General features: G+C 38.5%; 14 protein-coding genes. 7 read left to right on the top strand and 7 right to left on the bottom strand.

What is annotated here, in order from left to right; translation table 11 throughout:
* Window positions 1-17 precede the first annotated feature (17 nt).
* Window positions 18-557 carry an ATP-binding protein gene (locus JHD79_RS14265; RefSeq protein ID WP_199119978.1) on the bottom strand — a complete coding sequence of 180 codons (540 nt, stop codon included), beginning with the start codon at window positions 555-557 and terminating at the stop codon, window positions 18-20.
* On the bottom strand, window positions 541-1,143 hold the full coding sequence (gene pnuC / locus JHD79_RS14270; RefSeq protein WP_199119979.1) for a nicotinamide riboside transporter PnuC: 603 nt from the start codon (window positions 1,141-1,143) through the stop codon (window positions 541-543). The genes JHD79_RS14265 and pnuC overlap by 17 nt, the downstream gene beginning before the upstream one ends.
* Window positions 1,144-2,000: 857 nt before the next feature.
* On the opposite strand from pnuC, the gene carB reads away from it, so the two are divergent.
* Window positions 2,001-4,898, top strand: coding sequence for a carbamoyl-phosphate synthase large subunit (carB, locus tag JHD79_RS14275; RefSeq protein ID WP_199119980.1), 2,898 nt, complete (start codon window positions 2,001-2,003; stop codon window positions 4,896-4,898).
* A gap of 426 nt (window positions 4,899-5,324) precedes the next feature.
* Here the strand turns inward: carB and hpt are convergent, their stop codons facing one another.
* Window positions 5,325-5,864 carry a hypoxanthine phosphoribosyltransferase gene (hpt, locus tag JHD79_RS14280; protein ID WP_199119981.1) on the bottom strand — a complete coding sequence of 180 codons (540 nt, stop codon included), beginning with the start codon at window positions 5,862-5,864 and terminating at the stop codon, window positions 5,325-5,327.
* The gene (locus JHD79_RS14285; protein ID WP_199119982.1) at window positions 5,857-8,007 is read right to left on the bottom strand and encodes a transglycosylase domain-containing protein; all 2,151 of its coding nucleotides are present in this window, start codon (window positions 8,005-8,007) and stop codon (window positions 5,857-5,859) included. Before JHD79_RS14285 ends, hpt begins: the two co-directional genes overlap by 8 nt.
* Before the next feature lie 122 nt (window positions 8,008-8,129).
* Between JHD79_RS14285 and JHD79_RS14290 the strand changes: the two genes are divergently transcribed.
* The 5 genes from JHD79_RS14290 to JHD79_RS14310 all read left to right on the top strand — a co-directional run bounded on the left by JHD79_RS14290 (window position 8,130) and on the right by JHD79_RS14310 (window position 13,286).
* Window positions 8,130-9,209 carry an Mrp/NBP35 family ATP-binding protein gene (locus tag JHD79_RS14290; RefSeq protein ID WP_199119983.1) on the top strand — a complete coding sequence of 360 codons (1,080 nt, stop codon included), beginning with the start codon at window positions 8,130-8,132 and terminating at the stop codon, window positions 9,207-9,209.
* A gap of 36 nt (window positions 9,210-9,245) precedes the next feature.
* Entirely contained in the window at window positions 9,246-9,491 is a 246-nt protein-coding gene (locus JHD79_RS14295) for a NifU family protein (RefSeq protein WP_199119984.1), read from the top strand.
* 124 nt (window positions 9,492-9,615) lie between these two features.
* A complete protein-coding gene (locus JHD79_RS14300) occupies window positions 9,616-10,260 on the top strand; it encodes a hypothetical protein (protein WP_199119985.1) in 645 nt (214 codons plus the stop codon).
* A gap of 6 nt (window positions 10,261-10,266) precedes the next feature.
* Window positions 10,267-10,845: a hypothetical protein gene (locus JHD79_RS14305; protein ID WP_199119986.1), complete on the top strand. Its 579-nt coding sequence runs from the start codon at window positions 10,267-10,269 to the stop codon at window positions 10,843-10,845.
* A 344-nt stretch (window positions 10,846-11,189) separates the two neighbouring features.
* Window positions 11,190-13,286: a family 10 glycosylhydrolase gene (locus JHD79_RS14310; RefSeq protein ID WP_199119987.1), complete on the top strand. Its 2,097-nt coding sequence runs from the start codon at window positions 11,190-11,192 to the stop codon at window positions 13,284-13,286.
* Between the two features lie 41 nt (window positions 13,287-13,327).
* Here JHD79_RS14310 and def read toward each other — a convergent pair whose 3' ends face one another.
* From def to JHD79_RS22810, 3 genes are all read right to left on the bottom strand, one after another.
* Window positions 13,328-13,885 (bottom strand): peptide deformylase, encoded by a 558-nt coding sequence (gene def, locus JHD79_RS14315; protein ID WP_199119988.1) that lies wholly within the window; start codon window positions 13,883-13,885, stop codon window positions 13,328-13,330.
* A 180-nt stretch (window positions 13,886-14,065) separates the two neighbouring features.
* Window positions 14,066-15,295, bottom strand: a complete 1,230-nt coding sequence (locus JHD79_RS14320; protein ID WP_199119989.1) for a pitrilysin family protein — start codon at window positions 15,293-15,295, stop codon at window positions 14,066-14,068.
* A 70-nt stretch (window positions 15,296-15,365) separates the two neighbouring features.
* Window positions 15,366-15,701: a hypothetical protein gene (locus tag JHD79_RS22810; protein WP_233164715.1), complete on the bottom strand. Its 336-nt coding sequence runs from the start codon at window positions 15,699-15,701 to the stop codon at window positions 15,366-15,368.
* Window positions 15,702-16,371: 670 nt separating this feature from the next.
* On the opposite strand from JHD79_RS22810, the gene htpG reads away from it, so the two are divergent.
* Window positions 16,372-18,255, top strand: coding sequence for a molecular chaperone HtpG (htpG, locus tag JHD79_RS14330; RefSeq protein ID WP_199119991.1), 1,884 nt, complete (start codon window positions 16,372-16,374; stop codon window positions 18,253-18,255).
* Window positions 18,256-18,493 lie beyond the last annotated feature (238 nt).

Here is an 18,493-nt window from a genome sequence, read left to right on the forward strand (position 1 = left end):
CGTCTGTTCAGCATCAGTTAATCTACGACATTCAGCAGAAAGTGATCAATTGCAGCAATGGCATTATTAAATCGGTCATCGTCCAGACCCGAAACTACTTGATAATTGGCATTCAATACCTTTAGCTCGCGATGCCAAACCTCCATAAAATGTTCCCTTTGGTTGGGAAAATCCCTTAATGGGTCATCTTGCCAAGGCAGATCGATATCTAATAGCACATAAAAATCATAGGGCCTTTCTTTTAGCGCATCTAAAACAACCTGTGGTGTTTCCCCAAAAAAAGCATCACTCCAAATTTTTACGGTAAGAAAAGTGGTGTCGCAGATAATGAAATCTGTTTCTACCATAGACAGCACCGATTCCTCTAAAGCCACCTGTCCATGAAACATATTAACCTCATCCTGTAGCGTACAGGCCTCGGTAAGTGCTGCACAATAATATCTGGCATATTCCGGTACCCAGGCTACTTGATAGTATTTAGCCAATTGCGCAGAAATAGTAGATTTCCCTGTGCTTTCAGGGCCTACAATGGCAATTTTTCTAATTCTTCTGTTCACGATAAATTTTTCTCCAATCTCTATAGCCCATAGCGGCAATAAAAATATACACCGCATACATTAATCCCGTTGGATATAATCCTTTAGAGAAATATACACCTACATAAATAATGTCCACAAAAATCCAGATCAACCAATTATGCAATACCCTTCTTGCCAAGAACACCTGGGCTATTAAGCTGCAAGCTGTACAAAAACTGTCGATAAACGGAAAAGAGGCATCCGTTTGTCTATGCAGGGTGGTACCCAACAATATGGTAAAAATACCAATGGCTATTACTGACCCAAGCCATTCTTTCCTGCTCATTAAGCTAATTGGTCTTTCCAAACTTGGATCATCTTTTGTCTTACTCCAATAATACCATCCATAAATATTCATGGCAAAAAAGTAGAATTGCAGCCCCATATCAGCATAAAGCTTACTTTCAAAAAAGATAAAGATATAAATAGATACGCTGACAATTGCAATTGGCCAGTTCCATATGTTATTTTTCGCAGCGAGCCAAACGCATAAAAGTCCCGTAAAAACACCTGCCCACTCTAAAGCTCCAGTTCCTAAAAAAAACTGCTGTAAACTTTCCTTCATCGATAGTATAAGAAGTAACACGTACCAAAAGTATAAAATACTCTTGAGTTTAAACTGGAAAAATAAGGTCTATAAAAAAGAAATCCGGTAGGGAACAACCCCTACCGGAAAATAAACCAAACAAACTATTTATGAAGAATACCCTCTTTCGAGGATGCTTTAGATCAATTTTTCAAAATTTAATTGATGTCTCAACCATCAATCTGTTTTACTAACAATAATAAAACTCTATTTGTTTACTTTTATTACAACATTTTTGCCAATAATTTAAAAAGCCCCATTTCATGACGTTAACATGACCTTTTAAGGATAATGAGGGTGTTTAAAGCACACTATCCTATTTTTAGGTCAAGTTAATATTAACATATTATGTTAATTATGGCAGCACATTTTGGCATCTGGCGTACATGTGATAGCCCTATTTAACAGACAGTGTACAGTAAAACATACATAAATAAAAACCTAAAAACCAATAAGTTAAACAAAAAATCTCATCGCCACTCGCCAAATCACTCCTCTTACCTGGCCTGCCACGGGCAATATACCATCTGGCATTATGGCAACCCTTACGGACCTACCATAACCTTCGCTTTTAGCAAAAAAAGTTTGGTCGGTTTTATAGCATATATAGGCGGTTAAACAGCTTAAGCTCCTTTTACCGAAGATTTATTTATTGATTTGGCTATACTATATCTTCCACCAGAATATATTTTAAAATAATCATTAATAAATTAGCTACGAAACCGTATCTTTGCATCCCGACAGAGATGTTGGGATTTTCGTTTCTATAGCAAGAGGAATTCTCCCAGCTATCGGTCAATTAGACTATCACTTTAGACTTTTTTTTAAAAACCCACATGCCTAAAGACACTTCCATCAATTCAGTATTAATTATCGGATCTGGCCCCATTATTATCGGACAAGCCTGCGAATTTGACTACTCTGGTTCTCAAGCCGCACTTTCTTTAAAAGAAGAAGGAATTAAGGTTTCCATTATTAATTCCAATCCAGCCACCATTATGACCGACAAGGTAATTGGTGACCATGTTTATTTAAAACCGCTAACACTCGAGTCGATTGAAGAGATTTTAATTGAACACAAAAACAACCCTAATCTACCCACAATTGATGCAGTTCTGCCTACCATGGGTGGACAAACCGCCTTAAACCTTTGTGTTGACGCTGAGGAAAGAGGTTTATGGAAAAACCATAATGTAAGAATTATCGGTGTTGATGTTGCTGCGATTGATAAGACTGAAAACAGGGAGTCTTTCCGCCAGTTAATGGTCGACATAGGCGTTGGCGTAGCTACTTCTAAAATTGCCAACTCATTTTTAGAGGGCAAGGAAGCGGCACAGATCATAGGCTTTCCTTTGGTAATCCGCCCTTCATATACACTTGGTGGTTCTGGAGGCGGTTTTGTTCACAGAAAAGAAGATTTTGATGCAGCGCTCAAACGTGGATTAGAAGCTTCGCCAACTCATGAAGTTCTCGTAGAACAGGCCGTTTTGGGATGGAAAGAGTATGAATTGGAACTGTTGAGAGACAGTAATGATAACGTAATTATCATTTGTTCTATCGAAAACTTTGACCCAATGGGCATCCACACCGGAGACTCGATCACAGTGGCTCCTGCGATGACATTGTCTGATCGTTGCTACCAAGAGATGCGTAACCAGGCCATTAAAATGATGCGAGCCATTGGTAATTTCGCTGGTGGTTGCAACGTACAATTCTCGGTCAACCCAGATAACGACGAAATTATTGCCATAGAGATCAATCCTCGTGTATCTCGTTCATCAGCGTTAGCAAGTAAGGCAACTGGATATCCGATTGCTAAAATTGCAGCTAAATTGGCTATCGGTTACAATTTAGATGAGATTGAAAATCAAATCACCAAAACCACTTCGGCTTATTTTGAGCCAACTCTAGACTACGTCATTGTAAAAATACCTCGTTTTAACTTCGATAAATTTAAAGGTGCCAACATGGAGCTTGGCTTACAGATGAAAGCTGTGGGTGAGGTAATGGGCATTGGCCGCAGCTTTATCGAGGCCTTGCAAAAAGCTTGTCAGAGTTTAGAGATTGGCCGTGCTGGTATTGGTTCAGATGGTCGTCAGAAACGTGACATCGAAGAAATTATGTATGGCCTACAGCACCCAAGCTGGAATCGAGTATTCTTGATTAAAGATGCCATGAGCATGGGCGTACCACTAGAATCTATCCGCAAGGTAACTAGAATTGATAAATGGTTCTTAAATCAAATACAAGAGCTAGTCGCTTTAGAAACCGAACTAAAACGTTATTCGTTAACCAACATCCCAAGAGATTTCTTCTTCAACCTGAAGCAGAAAGGTTTCTCTGATATACAAATTGCCTTCATTTTAGGCAATGTAACTGAAGATGATGTTTACAACCGCCGTAAGGAGCTGAACATTAAAAGAGCTTACAAAATGGTTGACACTTGTGCTGCCGAGTTTGCTGCACAAACACCTTACTTCTACTCTACCTTTGAAGAAGCTCCTCAACAAATTTCTTTAGTTAGCGGAGAAGTTTTATCTGATGGAGATGAACTTGGCACTAACGAATCTATCGTTTCCGACAGGAAGAAAGTAATTGTGTTAGGCTCTGGTCCTAACCGTATTGGCCAAGGTATCGAATTTGATTATTCTTGTGTACACGGTTTATTAGCGGCCAAAGAAAATGGTTTCGAAGCGATCATGATTAACTGTAACCCAGAAACGGTAAGCACAGATTTTAACATGGCCGACAAACTTTATTTCGAGCCTGTTTTCTGGGAGCATGTTCGTGAAATCATCGACCTTGAAAACCCACTCGGTGTAATTGTTCAATTAGGAGGCCAAACTGCCTTGAAAATGGCCGAGAAGCTACATGAAAACAATATCCGCATTATTGGCACTTCGTACGAGGACATGGATATTGCCGAAGACCGTGGTAGTTTCTCCGATTTATTGAAAGAATTAGAGATTCCTTATCCGAGATACGGTGTTGCTGAAAATGCCGAGGAAGCAATCAAAGTGGCTAACGAAGTAGGCTACCCCGTATTGGTGCGTCCTAGTTATGTATTAGGTGGACAAGGGATGAGCATCGTCATTAACGACGAAGACTTGGAAAAAGCAGTAGTGAAGTTGTTGGGCGATCTGCCTGGCAACCGCGTATTGATTGACCACTTCTTAGATAGGGCAGAAGAAACCGAGTCAGATTCGATTTGTGATGGTACCGATGTACACATTGTTGGTTTAATGGAGCATATTGAGCCTGCAGGTATACACTCGGGAGATTCAAGTGCTGTACTTCCCCCTTTCAGCTTGTCTGACAAGGTAATTGCCGACATGGAAAACTACTCGAAGAAAATTGCAAAGGCATTAAATGTAATTGGCTTGTTAAATATTCAATTTGCAGTTAAAGATGATAAAGTATATGTAATTGAGGCCAACCCTCGTGCTTCACGTACGGTACCTTTTATTGCCAAAGCTTACGATGTGCCTTACATCAATATTGCAGCTAGAATTATGCTTGGCGTGAACAAGTTAAAAGACTTTAATATCGAGCGTAAGCTAAAAGGATTTGCCATTAAAGAACCTGTGTTCTCTTATGAAAAGTTCCCTGAAGTGGCCAAAGAATTAGGTCCAGAGATGAAATCAACCGGTGAAGCCATTCGTTTCATCAAAGATTTGGAAGATCCTTACTTCCGAAAACTGGTTAAAGATAAATCGATGTATTTGTCCAAATAAGCTGAAGGCTTAAAGCAAAGAGCTGAAATAGCATAAAGAATAAAGACCAAGTCCCTCAGCATATTGTTGGGGGACTTTTTTTTCATTCGGAGTGAAGTAAGGAATCTAAAAAGTTAGTTATTCCTCTATGCCCTACTTTTTTGAAGAGCAAAAACAGTAGTGCTATTTAATATATTCCTGCTTTTCGCTTTACTTGCCCATTATTTGGGCTGTATATTCGATCCAATCAGGTCTATTTTACCACTGCCTGATGTTCTGATTAAACACAACAATGGTAAAACAAGCATTTAAGACCAAATTAAACGCCAGTTGGAGATGGCAAGTAGCTAAGAAATTTCTTTTACCTTACGAAATAGGTCTTGAGGCTCGGAATAGTAGGCACCAACAATCAGCGAAAGCGAAGATTTAATATCTCTGCCCTAAAGCCTAAATTGCTCGGTAAATATGGTTAAGGTTTCTGCCCAAACCATCGTAATCTAAGCCATAACCCACCACAAACTCATTAGGAATTTCAAAACCTACATAAGTAAGCTCCTTTATCTCTTCTTTTAAGGCGGCAGGCTTAAACAGAAGAGTGCAAACCGCAACAGAAGCAGGAAACTGTTCATAAAGCCTACCGAGAATATATTTCATGGTCTGCCCGCTATCAATAATATCCTCTACAAGAACAACATCCCTATCTTTTAGGTTTTCAGGCATACCTAAAGCATCTTTGATCGTACCTGTACTATTGGTCCCATGATAGGAAGCCACCTTTATAAATTCCATTTCGCAGGAAATATTTACTTCCTTCATTAAATCGGCCATAAAAAGAAAACTTCCATTTAATACCCCAATGAATATTGGCCTCTTATTTTCATAGTCCATATTCAGCTGTATACCCATTAATCTGATGCGCTTGTAAATGGTTTCTTGGGTTAAGAGTAGTTCAAACTCCTTTTCATGAACAGCTATTCTATTATCCATTTTTCTCCCTTTGTCTTCTTCTTTCTTCCCTTCGCTCCTGCCTTAATTGTTTACGTGTTTTAACCGTATCCTGACCTGGCTGTACTTTTGTGACGGTATCTTTTTTAGAAGAGCCGAATAGTCTATCGAATAAACTCTTAGACTTATCGTTCATCCCTTCGGGGGTAATCATGCCATCTTCATCCACATCTACCGAGGCCGTATCTATGACGGTAGAATCTGGCAACAGGTATTGCCTCAAACCTTCTCTAAGGCGTACATCATAAAAGCCATAGCCAGCAGAATCTGCGGGAGTAAGTCCCCTTCTGGCCATTGTACCGCCAATAAACCTGAAATAAGGCAATAAATATTCTTTCAATCCTCCATTGCTCATGAATTTATATAAAGCAGCTTTGGGCTTCGGTACAATATTGGCTAAAAATATGCTTTCGCCAATATTAAGCTCAGCCGGCGATTTACCAAAATAATATCTCGATGCCTCACCGATGCCATAAACATTATTTCCCATCTCGATAATGTTAAAATAAACTTCCAACATTCTGGCTTTGCTCACCAATCTATTGTTCTCGATCAACCACACGATTAAAATTTCTTCTGCCTTTCTGACCAGTGTTTTTTTACGGCTCAGGAAAACATTTTTGACCAGCTGCATGGAAATTGTACTGCCCCCTCTTTTAAATTTCTTCTCTTTAAAGTTTACTGCAATTGATTTGCGGATCGACTCCTCTACAAAACCTTTATGCCTGAAAAATGAAGGATCTTCTGCTGTTAACAAAGCATTTTTAAAATTTGGCGAGATATTTTCCAACCTGGTAAAATTAGGATTTGATGGCCCTATGGTAATATTGCGCATTGGCTTACCATATTCATAAGGAGTATATATGAAGTCGGAATTTATCTTTTGCAAATCAGTTTTCCCCCATTGCAATACCTTAAAATTACTCGGTGTTAAAGTAGAACTAAATTTAACACTGTCAGGTATTGAAGTGTCCAGATAAAAATCTAAGCTGTACTTTAGTTTTCCTTGTACTTTTATCCCTTCCAATGATTCAAAAAGCCCTACCGGAAAAGAAGAAAAAATGGCTTGGGCATCTTGCTCTTGGGCATTAAGCTTCATTTCATAGATCTTGTGGGGTGACAAGGTGTATTTCAAATAGGGATGGATATAGGCATCTCTTAGATAAACCGTAGAGGTGCTATCTAAACAGACAAAATTCTCTCCAATAATCATATCCGCTTCAATCTTTGCATCGGGAACAATAATATCATCAGCCGAGATCCGCTTTTGATTGATAAGCAAATTCTTGATGGACCAAGACCCAACTATTCTATAGTCGCTTCCACTAAAACTCGCATCTTTCATCTCCGTCTTTACGGTATCAAAATTAATCTTGGTCTGCAGCTTACGCTCCAAATAGGGCAGTTCTACCTTTTTGCCCTCTGCAAATAACATGACATTTAACTTTTTGCTGCCAGGGTTTAACTTGCCATTCAAATGCCATATGGCAGCAGTATCATTTACCTTAATGGTCGACTGAAGATTTCCGCCATCTATAGTTGCTATTGTGGTATTAAACTTTACAAAGGCTGTATCGTTATCATTCAATCCCATTACAAAGTCTTTAACCACCATATCATCAGGAATTTTATAAAACACCTGATTCAGTAAATTGCTGGCAATTTCGCTCAATGCCACCTTGTTTGTGGTCGTTGTGCTATCTTTCTTTTTTCTCTTTAAAATAAAATCTATATTGGTTAGGGTGTCTCTCATCACCACATTGAGCTTGCCATGGTTAAGATCTATGGCCGAAAGTTTAACATCACCAAAAATCAATGGCCATATTTTCACGCCAATGGTAATATCACTTATGGTAGTTAAGGTATCCCTATCTTTAGGTACCACCGAGATCCCACTCATATGCACAGAACTCATCCCTTCAAACCCGAAAGAAGCTATTTTTACATTCAGCCCAAAATCTTTATCTGCTTTGGCAATGGCCTTTGCCACCATCTTCTTTAAAAGCGCTTCGCGTTTACTATAAGCTACAGCCCCTATCGATATTAATAAAAGTATAAAAATGCCCAGAACCCAGGCGCCAATCTTCAAGTATTTCTTCGGTATTACTATTTTGGGTAGCTGCATAAACTAAATGTAGGAAATATTGCTTTAACAAACGCTCAGGGCAAATGTTTATTTCGTGTTAAAATTACAACAAAAAGATAGATACAAAATTATTTATAGCTATGTTTTAGTAATTTTGGAAGATGATAATTACCGAAGAACAAATTTTAGCGGCCTTGCGCCATGTTGAAGATCCAGACTTAAAAAAAGACCTGGTGACCTTGAACATGATCAAAGACGTTAAAATCAACGATAAAAATATTCTTTTTACCTTAGAGCTTACTACTCCTGCCTGTCCTCTAAAAGACATGCTGAAAAATGCCTGTACCAATGCCATCAAACATTTTGTTGATGCAGAAGCAAATATCCAGGTCAACATTACCTCTAGGGTAACCAAACCTGTTGACACCAGTCAGTTAAAAGCGATTAAGAACATTATTCTGATTTCTTCTGGTAAAGGTGGGGTAGGCAAGTCTACCGTTTCCAGTAATTTGGCCGTTACCTTAGCTGCAGACGGCGCTAAAGTTGGCCTGATCGATGCAGATATCTATGGCCCGTCTGTACCCATCATGTTTGGATTGGTGGGTGCAAAGCCCAGTGCCAAGGAAACCTCAGATGGGAAAACCTTAATTCTTCCGATAGAGAAATATGGCATTAAGCTACTATCTCTTGGGTTCTTTTCCGATCCAGACCAACCTGTGCCTTGGCGCGGACCAATGGCTTCGAATGCCATTAAACAATTATTTAATGATGCCGACTGGGGTGAGTTAGATTATTTATTAGTGGATTTGCCTCCTGGAACTGGCGACATACATATTACCATTAGTCAAAGTTTTCCCATTGCTGGCGCTGTCATTGTAACCACTCCCCAACAGGTTGCGCTAGCCGATACCAGGAAAGGATTGGCCATGTTCGGCATGCCGGGAATAAATATCCCTGTTTTGGGCGTAATAGAGAATATGTCATACTTTAGCCCTGCCGAACTTCCGGAAAACAAGTATTACATCTTTGGCAAAGATGGAGGAAAAGAATTGGCAAAAAGCTTTAATGTACCTTTTTTGGGGGAGATTCCCTTAGTACAAAGCATTACCGAGGCTGGTGATAAAGGCACCCCTATAGCCATGGAGAAAGGCCATCCACAAGCCATTGCATTTGCAGAAATTGCCGGTAAAATTGCCCAACAAATTTCAATCAGCAATGCGCAACCAATGGCTAATTGCTAAATTTTTACTATTTTTATATTTTAAAAAAATAATAACATGGATTTAACAGCACAAGTAGAGCGAGCTTTAGAAACTATCAGACCTTATTTGATAGCGGATGGGGGAAATGTGGCTATTGAAGAAATTACGCCTGACCATATCGTAAAAGTAAAATTATTAGGTAATTGTGGCTCTTGCAAAATGAGCTTCATGACCATGAAAGCAGGTATTGAACAAGCGATCATGAAAGAAGTTCCTGAAATTAAGGGAGTAATTGCGGTTGATTTAGCTGAACAAGTATAACTTTAACACATTTTAACCAAAAATATAAACCTATTACATTTACATTTGTAATATATAAGCGTTTGGTTTAAAACCATAAATTGGCACTTTAAAGCAAACGTTCCAAAAAACAGGATATATACAGATGAAGTTTGCATTGACCATCATATTGCTTTTGTTTGTTGCAACGGTTTTTGCCCAAGACAAAACCAAGGCTAACAAATTGGTACAGTTTTCGGGCATAGTTACCGATGCTGACAGCAATATGGTTGTGCCTTATGTTACCATCACCAACCTGAGCAACAAAGGCCAAAAATATGCTGCAAACTACCAGGGTTTCTTCTCTTTTATTGTTAATCCTGGAGATACCGTAGTTTTCTCGGCTGTTGGTTTTACCAGTAAAACATTAGTACTGCCCAGAACAATTGTTGAAAACAAGTACACGGCTATGATCCAGATGAAGTCTGAGGTGGTTTATCTACAAACGGTTAGGGTTAATCCATGGGCTACGGTAGAAGAATTCAATAAAGACTTTCTTTCGATGAAAGTTGCAGATGACGATATGGCCATTGCAAAGAAAAATTTATCCCGACAAAGTATAAATGGCATGAAGCTCACCCTCCCTCGAGATGCGCAGGAAATTAGCAATAGCAATTATCGCTACAATTTCGACAGGATGATGAATGTCAACATGCGTCAAACTAACCCCTTGTTAAATCCTTTTGCATGGGGAAAACTCATGCAGGAAATCTTTAATGGCGATAAAGCCAGAAGTAGCGAAGACAAATAAGCATTTATGATAGCCTATAAAAAATCTATAATCATCTTAAGTACATTCGTTATATTTTTAAATGTATTATCATCCTGTAAAAAAGATAAAAAAGAAACTGAAAATACAATAATAGGCAGCTGGGAATTAAGCAGCATTACCTTTACAGGCCAAAATCAAATTGTGCTACCTATAGATTCCTTCAAGAATTTCATAGCTTGTAATATTACTTTTAATACCGACTCTTCGTTTCAGAGAACAGAACAATTTGGAAAAATATTGTTGGGACTTAATAACGATCTTTCAACCAGCATAGTTGAGCAATTTGTCACCAAATATAAAAATGCTAGATATTTAATATGGGAAGGTGATCAAAAAGATTTCCCTACAACTTCTTCAAAATTCAGCATCAGCAATAATACTTTATTTTTTATTGAAGAATTTAAAGATAACTACACCATAAGCGAAAGGAAATATTTTAACGCCTTTCAACTCAAAAATAATGGTACGCAGCTAGAAATAAGGAGAGAGGACCTGATAATTCTAAATACGCAGAATAATTCGCCTGTAACTTCTCAGCTTATATTCACATATAAAAGAAAATAGCTTCCAGCATTTAAAGACCTTGTTTTGTACATGATCAATTCCCTTGCTGTTTCCCTAAAATAGTAGAGCATAATCATTATGCTTTTTTATGTACAAAATTAATGCTTAAAAGCACAACCATCATTATTTCTTGAAGCATTAGCATTGACTAGCTATATTAAGCCTTTCTATAGTTTGATATCTGTGCTAACCCTAATTCTCATCCAGTACTCAGATTTCATTTTGACCAAATTTTATACATCATAAAACACCTTAAGCTGCAATAAAAAACCGCAAAAACACTTAAATAAACAATATTTTACTATATTCATTGCATAAAACCGCAAAAACCAAACTAACCGGCAATGAAAAGACTTTTAGTATTGCTTATTATTATCCTGCAATTTCACGAGGTGGCAAATGCACAAAATCCAAAAAGAGAGTTGAGGGCTGCTTGGATATCGACTGTTTACGGAATCGATTGGCCAAGCGCTAGTGATGCTCCTGCTACGCAACGAACAAAATTGATTGCTATTTTGGACAAGTTAAAGGATGTAGGTATTAATGCTGTTTATTTTCAAGTTAGGACAACGGGAGATGCACTTTATAACAGCTCACTAGTTCCATGGTCACATTGGTTAACCGGAACTTATGGCCAAAATCCCGGGTGGGACCCTTTAGCATTTGCAATTGACGAAGCTCACAAAAGGGGGCTGGAAATACATGCTTGGTTAAATCCATATAGAGCTGCGATTTCCTCCACCTATGCTACAACATACGCCACAAACCATGTAGCCAGAAACCATCCAGACTGGTTGCTTACCAGTGGCACCACCAAATATTTAAATCCTGGAATTGCAGGTGTCAGAAGCCATATTGTAGATGTAATCGAAGAGATCATCACTAAATATGATATTGACGGTATACACTTTGATGATTATTTCTATCTATCAGGCATTTCAGATGCTGATGATAATGCCCAATTTACATCGGACCCCCGAGGCTTTACTTCTAGAGCTAATTGGCGAAGAGATAATGTCACTTTAATGATCAGAGGTGTTGGTGAGAAAATTAAAGCCTTAAAACCATGGATAAAATTTGGCATCTCGCCCTCTGGAATTTATCGGAACTTTACGGTGCCTAATGTTAGCCCTACCACCAACACAACTGGCTCGGAGCATTATAGCGTTCAATATGCCGACACCAAATATTGGATGGAACAGGGATTAATTGATTACTTAATCCCTCAGGTGTACTGGGCATTTAGCCAATCTACAGCCAATGCCAAATTTAACTACATAAGCGACTACTGGAATAGGCAGAACTTTGCTCGACATTTATATATTGGTTTGGCTACCTATAGGGTAGACCCTGCAGATGGATCGGCCTGGTCGTCTACAATTTCCATCAACGAAATCAAAAATCAAATTAGTTATTTACGTACCAGTACCCCAAATATAATGGGCACCGCTCATTTTACTTCCCATGACCTGATCTCCACTAAAACAGGCGTTAAAGAAGCCATGGATCTAGTTCGTCAGCTTTACAATACACCTGCCCTACTTCCTGCCATGACCTGGATAGATAATGTTCCACCTGCCGAACCCACTGACCTAACACCTAGTCTGGCCAGTGGCAAAACCAAATTAACATGGACAGCCCCTGCCAGTACTTCTATTGAACTGCAGAAAGTAAAGAGATATGCCATTTATCGCTCTACTTCTCCAAGTGTCGACTTTAATAATTCTACCAATTTAATTGCAGTGATTTCAAGTGAAAATACCACCTATACGGATAATTCAGTGTCTCCGGGGCAGGGCACGCCCTACTATTATGCTGTTACTTCATTAGATCGCATAAATAATGAAAGCCTAGCCAGCAACATTGTTCCGGATGCCGTCACTTTACCCGTACAATTGATCGCTTTTAAGGCAAAGAAAAATGGCAATCGGGTAAAAATAGAATGGTCTACCGCCAATGAAACCAACAACGACTATTTTTTGGTAGAAAAGGCCGGAGCAAATGGCATTTTTGGTTTTCTGGATAAAAAACCTTCTGTAAAAACCAATACAAAGGAAATTAGCACCTATTTCACATGGGATTATAAGCCAATAAACGGAATAAATTATTATAAGCTAACCCAGTTCGACAATGACGGCAAAGCATCGACACCAGAAACTGCCGTTCTTAATTTTAGCGAACTGATTGTAGTTGATGCAAAAGCCTTTCCAAATCCTACACGAAGAGATATCAACTTTAACCTAGAAAACTTTACTGGAAAGTCTATTAAAACAAAACTGATCAGCTTGTATGGCCAAATAGTACATGAAGAAGAGTTCAATACCGCCTCTGGAGTTTCCCAATTTCAGTTGAACCTAAAAAGATCACTACCAAAAGGACAGTATATTTTAACCTTGGCAGACCACGATTTTAAAAAGCATATCAAATTGATTGTGCTTTAATTACTTTTAACAAAAAGGCCAAGATTAATCTTGGCCTTTTTTTATCTCCTTTTATACTGCCTTGGAAAACGCATTTTATAATCCGTACGGACTTCTCCTTTGGCAATCTTATCTAATTTCCCTTTAAGCAATTGTTTACGCAATAAACTTAGTTTTTCGGTAAACAGCTTTCCTTCTATATGATCATACTCATGCTGGATCACACGGGCCGAGAAACCGCTCACCTCATCTTCATGTTTCATCCAGTTTTCATCGTAATAGCTGATGACAATATTTGGTTTTCGCATGACCTCTTCGCGAATTTCAGGAATACTCAAACAACCTTCATTAAATCCCCAAGGTTCACCAGATTCAGATATGATCTGTGCATTGATAAATACTTTTTTGTATCGTTCTTCCTCATCATTATCGCCTGTGTCTACCACAAATAAACGAATAGGCAATCCAACTTGCGGTGCCGCCAACCCTACTCCACTTGCATTGTACATGGTTTCCCACATGTTTTCTATCAAGGTGTTCAATTCAGGATAACTTTCGTCAATTGGTCCACAGACCTTTTTTAAAACTGGATCTCCATAAGCTACAATAGGTAATTTCATCAGGGTATTTTAATTTTTTAATGGTCGATGAGCTATGATGGGCTTGGCAAATGATTTTTACATATAGTTAAAACCCTAATAGTTCATGATACAAAGGTAAGAAAAAGATTTTTTTTGGCGGCTAATGTTACCTATAGGCTCACTTCTTTAAATTAGAATGACCTATAAAATGCAACAAACCTAGTCTATTGGATTGAAAACCAAAGCCGTCAGCTTTTTTTCATCAAACACTTCATTTACAATATTTGCCATATCTTCCGTGCTTACTTCTCGAATCTTATGAAAAACAGTCTGTAGACTATCTATCTTGTCATAGTCTAACAGGCTTTTGGCCATAGCGATGATCAGTCCAATCCTATTCTCCTCACCTAAGGCAATCTGTCCTATAAATTTATTTTGGGCCTTATGCAATTGAACAGTCGTTAATGGCTTCTGTTTCAGCTTAGTCATTTCCCTACGAATGAGCTGCATGGCCTTTTCGGTCTTTTCCTTATCAGTACCAAAATAAATGGCAAAAATACCTGTATCAGATAATGGACTATAAGCCGATTCTATAGTATAGGCTATGCCATATTTCTCCCTCAACTGTAAGTTAAGAACAGAGCTCATTCCATTGCCCCCAAAAATGTTGTTCAGCAACAACAAACCTGTTTTGTAAGGATGATGCAAAGAATAAGCTTGTGTACCCATCATACAATGGCTTTGTGAAATTTGCTTATCTATCACCTGATGAAAAGCCGGATTTACCGTTGGGGCCATTCTTTTATTGGCAGAGGTTTTTTCCGGCACATCAGCATAATACTTTTCGCCCAACTTCGTCAATTTATTAAAGGGATAATTACCAAGCACGGCGATCACGATCTGATCTGTGCGGTATTCATTTTGAATAAACGATCGAATATCCTTTTTAGACAAACGGGACACCGTTTCGGGCGTACCCAATATATTTCGTCCCAATTGATGTCCTTTAAAGAGCATATCTTCAAAATCATCATTAATAGCCTCTTCAGGCTGATCTAGATAAGAAGTAATCTCGTCAAGTATGACCCCTTTCTCTTTTTCCATCTCATCTTCTGGAAAGGTAGAATGAAACACAATATCATTAAACAGTTCTAAAGTCCTGTCCAGATAGGAATGCAGAAAAGAAGCATGAACACAGGTGTATTCCTTAGTAGTATAGGCATTAAGATCTGCACCAACACTTTCTAGCCTGTTTAGGATCTGTATGGTGTTTCGCTTTTCGGTACGTTTAAAAATAAGATGTTCTATAAAATGTGCCAAACCCATTTGCGCATCTTCTTCATCACGGGAACCGGCATTAATTAAAATACAGGCATGCGATATTGCCGAAACTGCAGGAACATGCAAAATACGAATGCCATTCTTAAGTGTGTGTACGTTGTACTCCATTTGAAGCGGCAAAGATACGCATTGTTTTGTAGTTAAAACGTTGAAATATTGTAAGGTTATTATCCCTAAGCTAACTGATCCAATTGGAGAGTTCTACATATTGCACCCAGCCCACTTTTGTTTTTTTATAAATAGAAATCGTACCATATCCACATAAATTACCACAGCTATAGTCGTAAACAAATAAGCATAATTTTCCATTATCGAAAAATATAGGTGTATTAAATGCATAAAAACCGTGTATTCCTTTCTTATAGGCACTTTCCCAGAAAAGGTATCGTTGAGGAAGCGCTTTAATGGTATCTGGCGCTAAATATTGTAGCTGAGGCAAAATCTCTTTGGGCAACTGTTGCACGCCTAATTTTTTGATTTGATGACGTATGTAGGTTTTATCTTTTTTTGACAAGCATATAAATCGAGGTGTATCAGTACGGCTTTGCCTCATATGGTGCAATGTATCTTTGGAAAAAAGTTTTTCCAAACCCTCAATTTGGTATTTAGAAAACCCTGACAAGTAAAAATTACGCCCTTTTTTCAATTGAATTCCCTTGTTTTGGTTAAAAAACCAATCCAAAAACGCAATGCTCTTTCTATTCAGGTTTTGTGCATTTACAGATAGCGATATACAGAAAAAGCAAACTAATATTACCAAACTTATCTTCATATTCTCAGGATTAAATATTGCGCTAATTTCCATAAAATGTAAGCTATTTGTAAGAAACTTTTTTTTACAAACCCTTAGTTTAACAACCCTCTAGCAATGGAAATACTTTTACTATCACTGTTCTTGATATAATGTCACGTTGAATTTATCGAAGTATTGGCTACCAATGAAACAAATACTTTGACAAGCTCGGGATGACAAGCGTTGAAGCAAAAAGATGATAACGGAAAGCGGGACTATCGTACCTAAAAACCACTGTAGCTACTTAAAAAAATTAAAACTTCCTCAATTTATCGGATTATTGGATAAAAGCCATAAGGTTTGAGCGCCTCCACCTGTCATTTTGACTTGTATTTTATTTTGGAACAGGCATTGATAAACAAAGGTATAAGCAAAAAAAATAGTTTAAAATATGACAACAGAAAAAGGAAGTATTTCCATACACACTGAAAACATTTTCCCTATCATCAAGAAATTCCTGTATTCGGACAATGAGATCTTTTTAAGGGAATTAGTTTCTAACGCAGTTGACGCTGTACAAAAAATAAAACGCTTAGGTGCATTAGGGCAGTTTAACGGAGAGGTGGGTCAACCACTGGTGGAAGTTAAATTGGATGAAAAAGCAAAAACCATTACCATTAGTGACAATGGCTTGGGAATGACTGCCGAAGAGATTAAAAAATACATTAACCAAGTTGCCTTTTCTGGTGCCAGTGAATTTGTGGAGAAATTTAAGGACGCCAAAGATGCGAATGAGATCATTGGTAAATTTGGTTTAGGCTTCTATTCGGCATTTATGGTAGCTGACTTAGTTGAGATTAATACATTATCTTACCAAGAAGGTGCAGAACCCGCAAAATGGACTTGTGATGGCAGTACCGAATTTGAAATCTCTACGGGTACCCGAACCACGCGTGGTACAGATATTATTCTACATATCAATGCAGATAGCGAAGAGTTCTTAAGCCAATACAAGCTTCAGGAAATTTTAGACAAATATGCCAAGTTCCTTCCTGTTCCCATCAAGTTCGGCACCAAAACTGAACAAGAAGAAGATGGAAAAGATGAAGAAGGCAAACCCAAATATAAAAGTGTAGAGGTTGACAATATCGTAAACACGACCAACCCTATCTGGACCAAGGCCCCTGCAGATTTGTCAGATGCCGACTATCTAGACTTCTACAAGCAACTCTATCCTTTTTCGGAAGATCCTTTATTCTGGATCCACCTCAATGTAGATTATCCGTTTAACCTTACTGGTGTACTTTATTTCCCTAAGGTGAAAGAAGATTTCGACATGCAGCGTAACAAGATCAAATTGTTCAGTCGTCAAGTATTTATTACCGATGAGGTTAAGGACATTGTACCTGAGTTTTTAATGCTGCTTCATGGGGTGATTGATAGTCCTGATATTCCTTTGAACGTATCTAGAAGCTTCTTACAGGCCGACAGCAATGTAAAGAAAATCAACAACTACATCACCAAAAAAGTAGCAGATAAGCTTGGCGAATTGTTTAAGGCAGACCGCAAAGCTTACGAAGAAAAATGGAGCGATATTGGTCTTTTTGTAAAATACGGAATGATCAGCGAGGAAAAATTCTATGACAAGGCTAAAGATTTCGCTTTGCTAACCAATACTAAAAAAGAGAGCTTTACACTAGAAGAGTATAAGGAAAAAATAAGTCCTGTTCAAACCGATAAGAATGGCAATGTGGTTTATCTATACACCACAGATCCCGATAAACAAGACGGTTTTATACAAGCTGCAGAAAAGAAAGGATACGATGTACTGGTGATGAATTCCCCTATCGATGGGCATTTTGTAAGCAGCTTAGAGCAAAAACTAGAAAAAACCTTATTGAAACGCGTTGATTCGAGCGTAGTTAATCAACTGATAGAAAAAGAGGAAAAGCTAGAATCGGTATTAAGTGAAGAGCAGTCGACTACGGTTAAGGGAATTTTCGAGAAGGCCATTAACAAACCTGGCTATACGGTAGAAGTTGTTGGACTTCATCCAGAAGATGCTCCGGTAACCATTACCATGGACGAATTCATGCGTCGCATGAAAGATATGGCAAAAATGGGTGGAGGAATGAATTTTTATGGAAATATGCCCGACAGCTATAAGGTAGCCATCAATGGAAACCACAAATTAGTTAACAAAATTCTAAGTGCCAGCGAAGAGGAACAAGGTAAATTTGCCAAACAAGCGGTTGACCTGGCCTTGCTTTCGCAGGGAATGTTAACCGGAGCAGAATTAACTGCTTTTGTTAGTCGCAGCGTAGAGCTGATATAACAGAAAAATAACTGTAACACCGTCATTGCGAAGATAATGAACTCATCCCTATCATCGGATGGTCAAGTTGCTTCTCTTCACAATGACGGTTTTTATTTTAGAGATATGAGACTGTCTCTTATACACATCTCCGAGCCCACGAGACCTGCGTTACCATCTCGTATGCCGTCTTATGCTTGAAAAAAGGGGGGGGGGGGGGGGGGGGGGGGGGGGGGGGGGGGGGGGGGGGGGGGGGGGG

The organism is Pedobacter sp. ASV28 (assembly GCF_016428855.1).
In the GTDB taxonomy this organism is placed as follows: domain Bacteria; phylum Bacteroidota; class Bacteroidia; order Sphingobacteriales; family Sphingobacteriaceae; genus Pedobacter.

What these genes read in the sequence shown, in the direction of transcription:
- pnuC (WP_199119979.1), bottom strand. Translation starts at nt 1,143, where the DNA reads ATGAAGGAAAGTTTACAGCAGTTTTTTTTAGGAACTGGAGCTTTAGAG.
- carB (WP_199119980.1), top strand. Translation starts at nt 2,001, where the DNA reads ATGCCTAAAGACACTTCCATCAATTCAGTATTAATTATCGGATCTGGC.
- hpt (WP_199119981.1), bottom strand. Translation starts at nt 5,864, where the DNA reads ATGGATAATAGAATAGCTGTTCATGAAAAGGAGTTTGAACTACTCTTA.
- JHD79_RS14285 (WP_199119982.1), bottom strand. Translation starts at nt 8,007, where the DNA reads ATGCAGCTACCCAAAATAGTAATACCGAAGAAATACTTGAAGATTGGC.
- JHD79_RS14290 (WP_199119983.1), top strand. Translation starts at nt 8,130, where the DNA reads ATGATAATTACCGAAGAACAAATTTTAGCGGCCTTGCGCCATGTTGAA.
- JHD79_RS14295 (WP_199119984.1), top strand. Translation starts at nt 9,246, where the DNA reads ATGGATTTAACAGCACAAGTAGAGCGAGCTTTAGAAACTATCAGACCT.
- JHD79_RS14300 (WP_199119985.1), top strand. Translation starts at nt 9,616, where the DNA reads ATGAAGTTTGCATTGACCATCATATTGCTTTTGTTTGTTGCAACGGTT.
- JHD79_RS14305 (WP_199119986.1), top strand. Translation starts at nt 10,267, where the DNA reads ATGATAGCCTATAAAAAATCTATAATCATCTTAAGTACATTCGTTATA.
- JHD79_RS14310 (WP_199119987.1), top strand. Translation starts at nt 11,190, where the DNA reads ATGAAAAGACTTTTAGTATTGCTTATTATTATCCTGCAATTTCACGAG.
- def (WP_199119988.1), bottom strand. Translation starts at nt 13,885, where the DNA reads ATGAAATTACCTATTGTAGCTTATGGAGATCCAGTTTTAAAAAAGGTC.
- JHD79_RS14320 (WP_199119989.1), bottom strand. Translation starts at nt 15,295, where the DNA reads ATGGAGTACAACGTACACACACTTAAGAATGGCATTCGTATTTTGCAT.
- htpG (WP_199119991.1), top strand. Translation starts at nt 16,372, where the DNA reads ATGACAACAGAAAAAGGAAGTATTTCCATACACACTGAAAACATTTTC.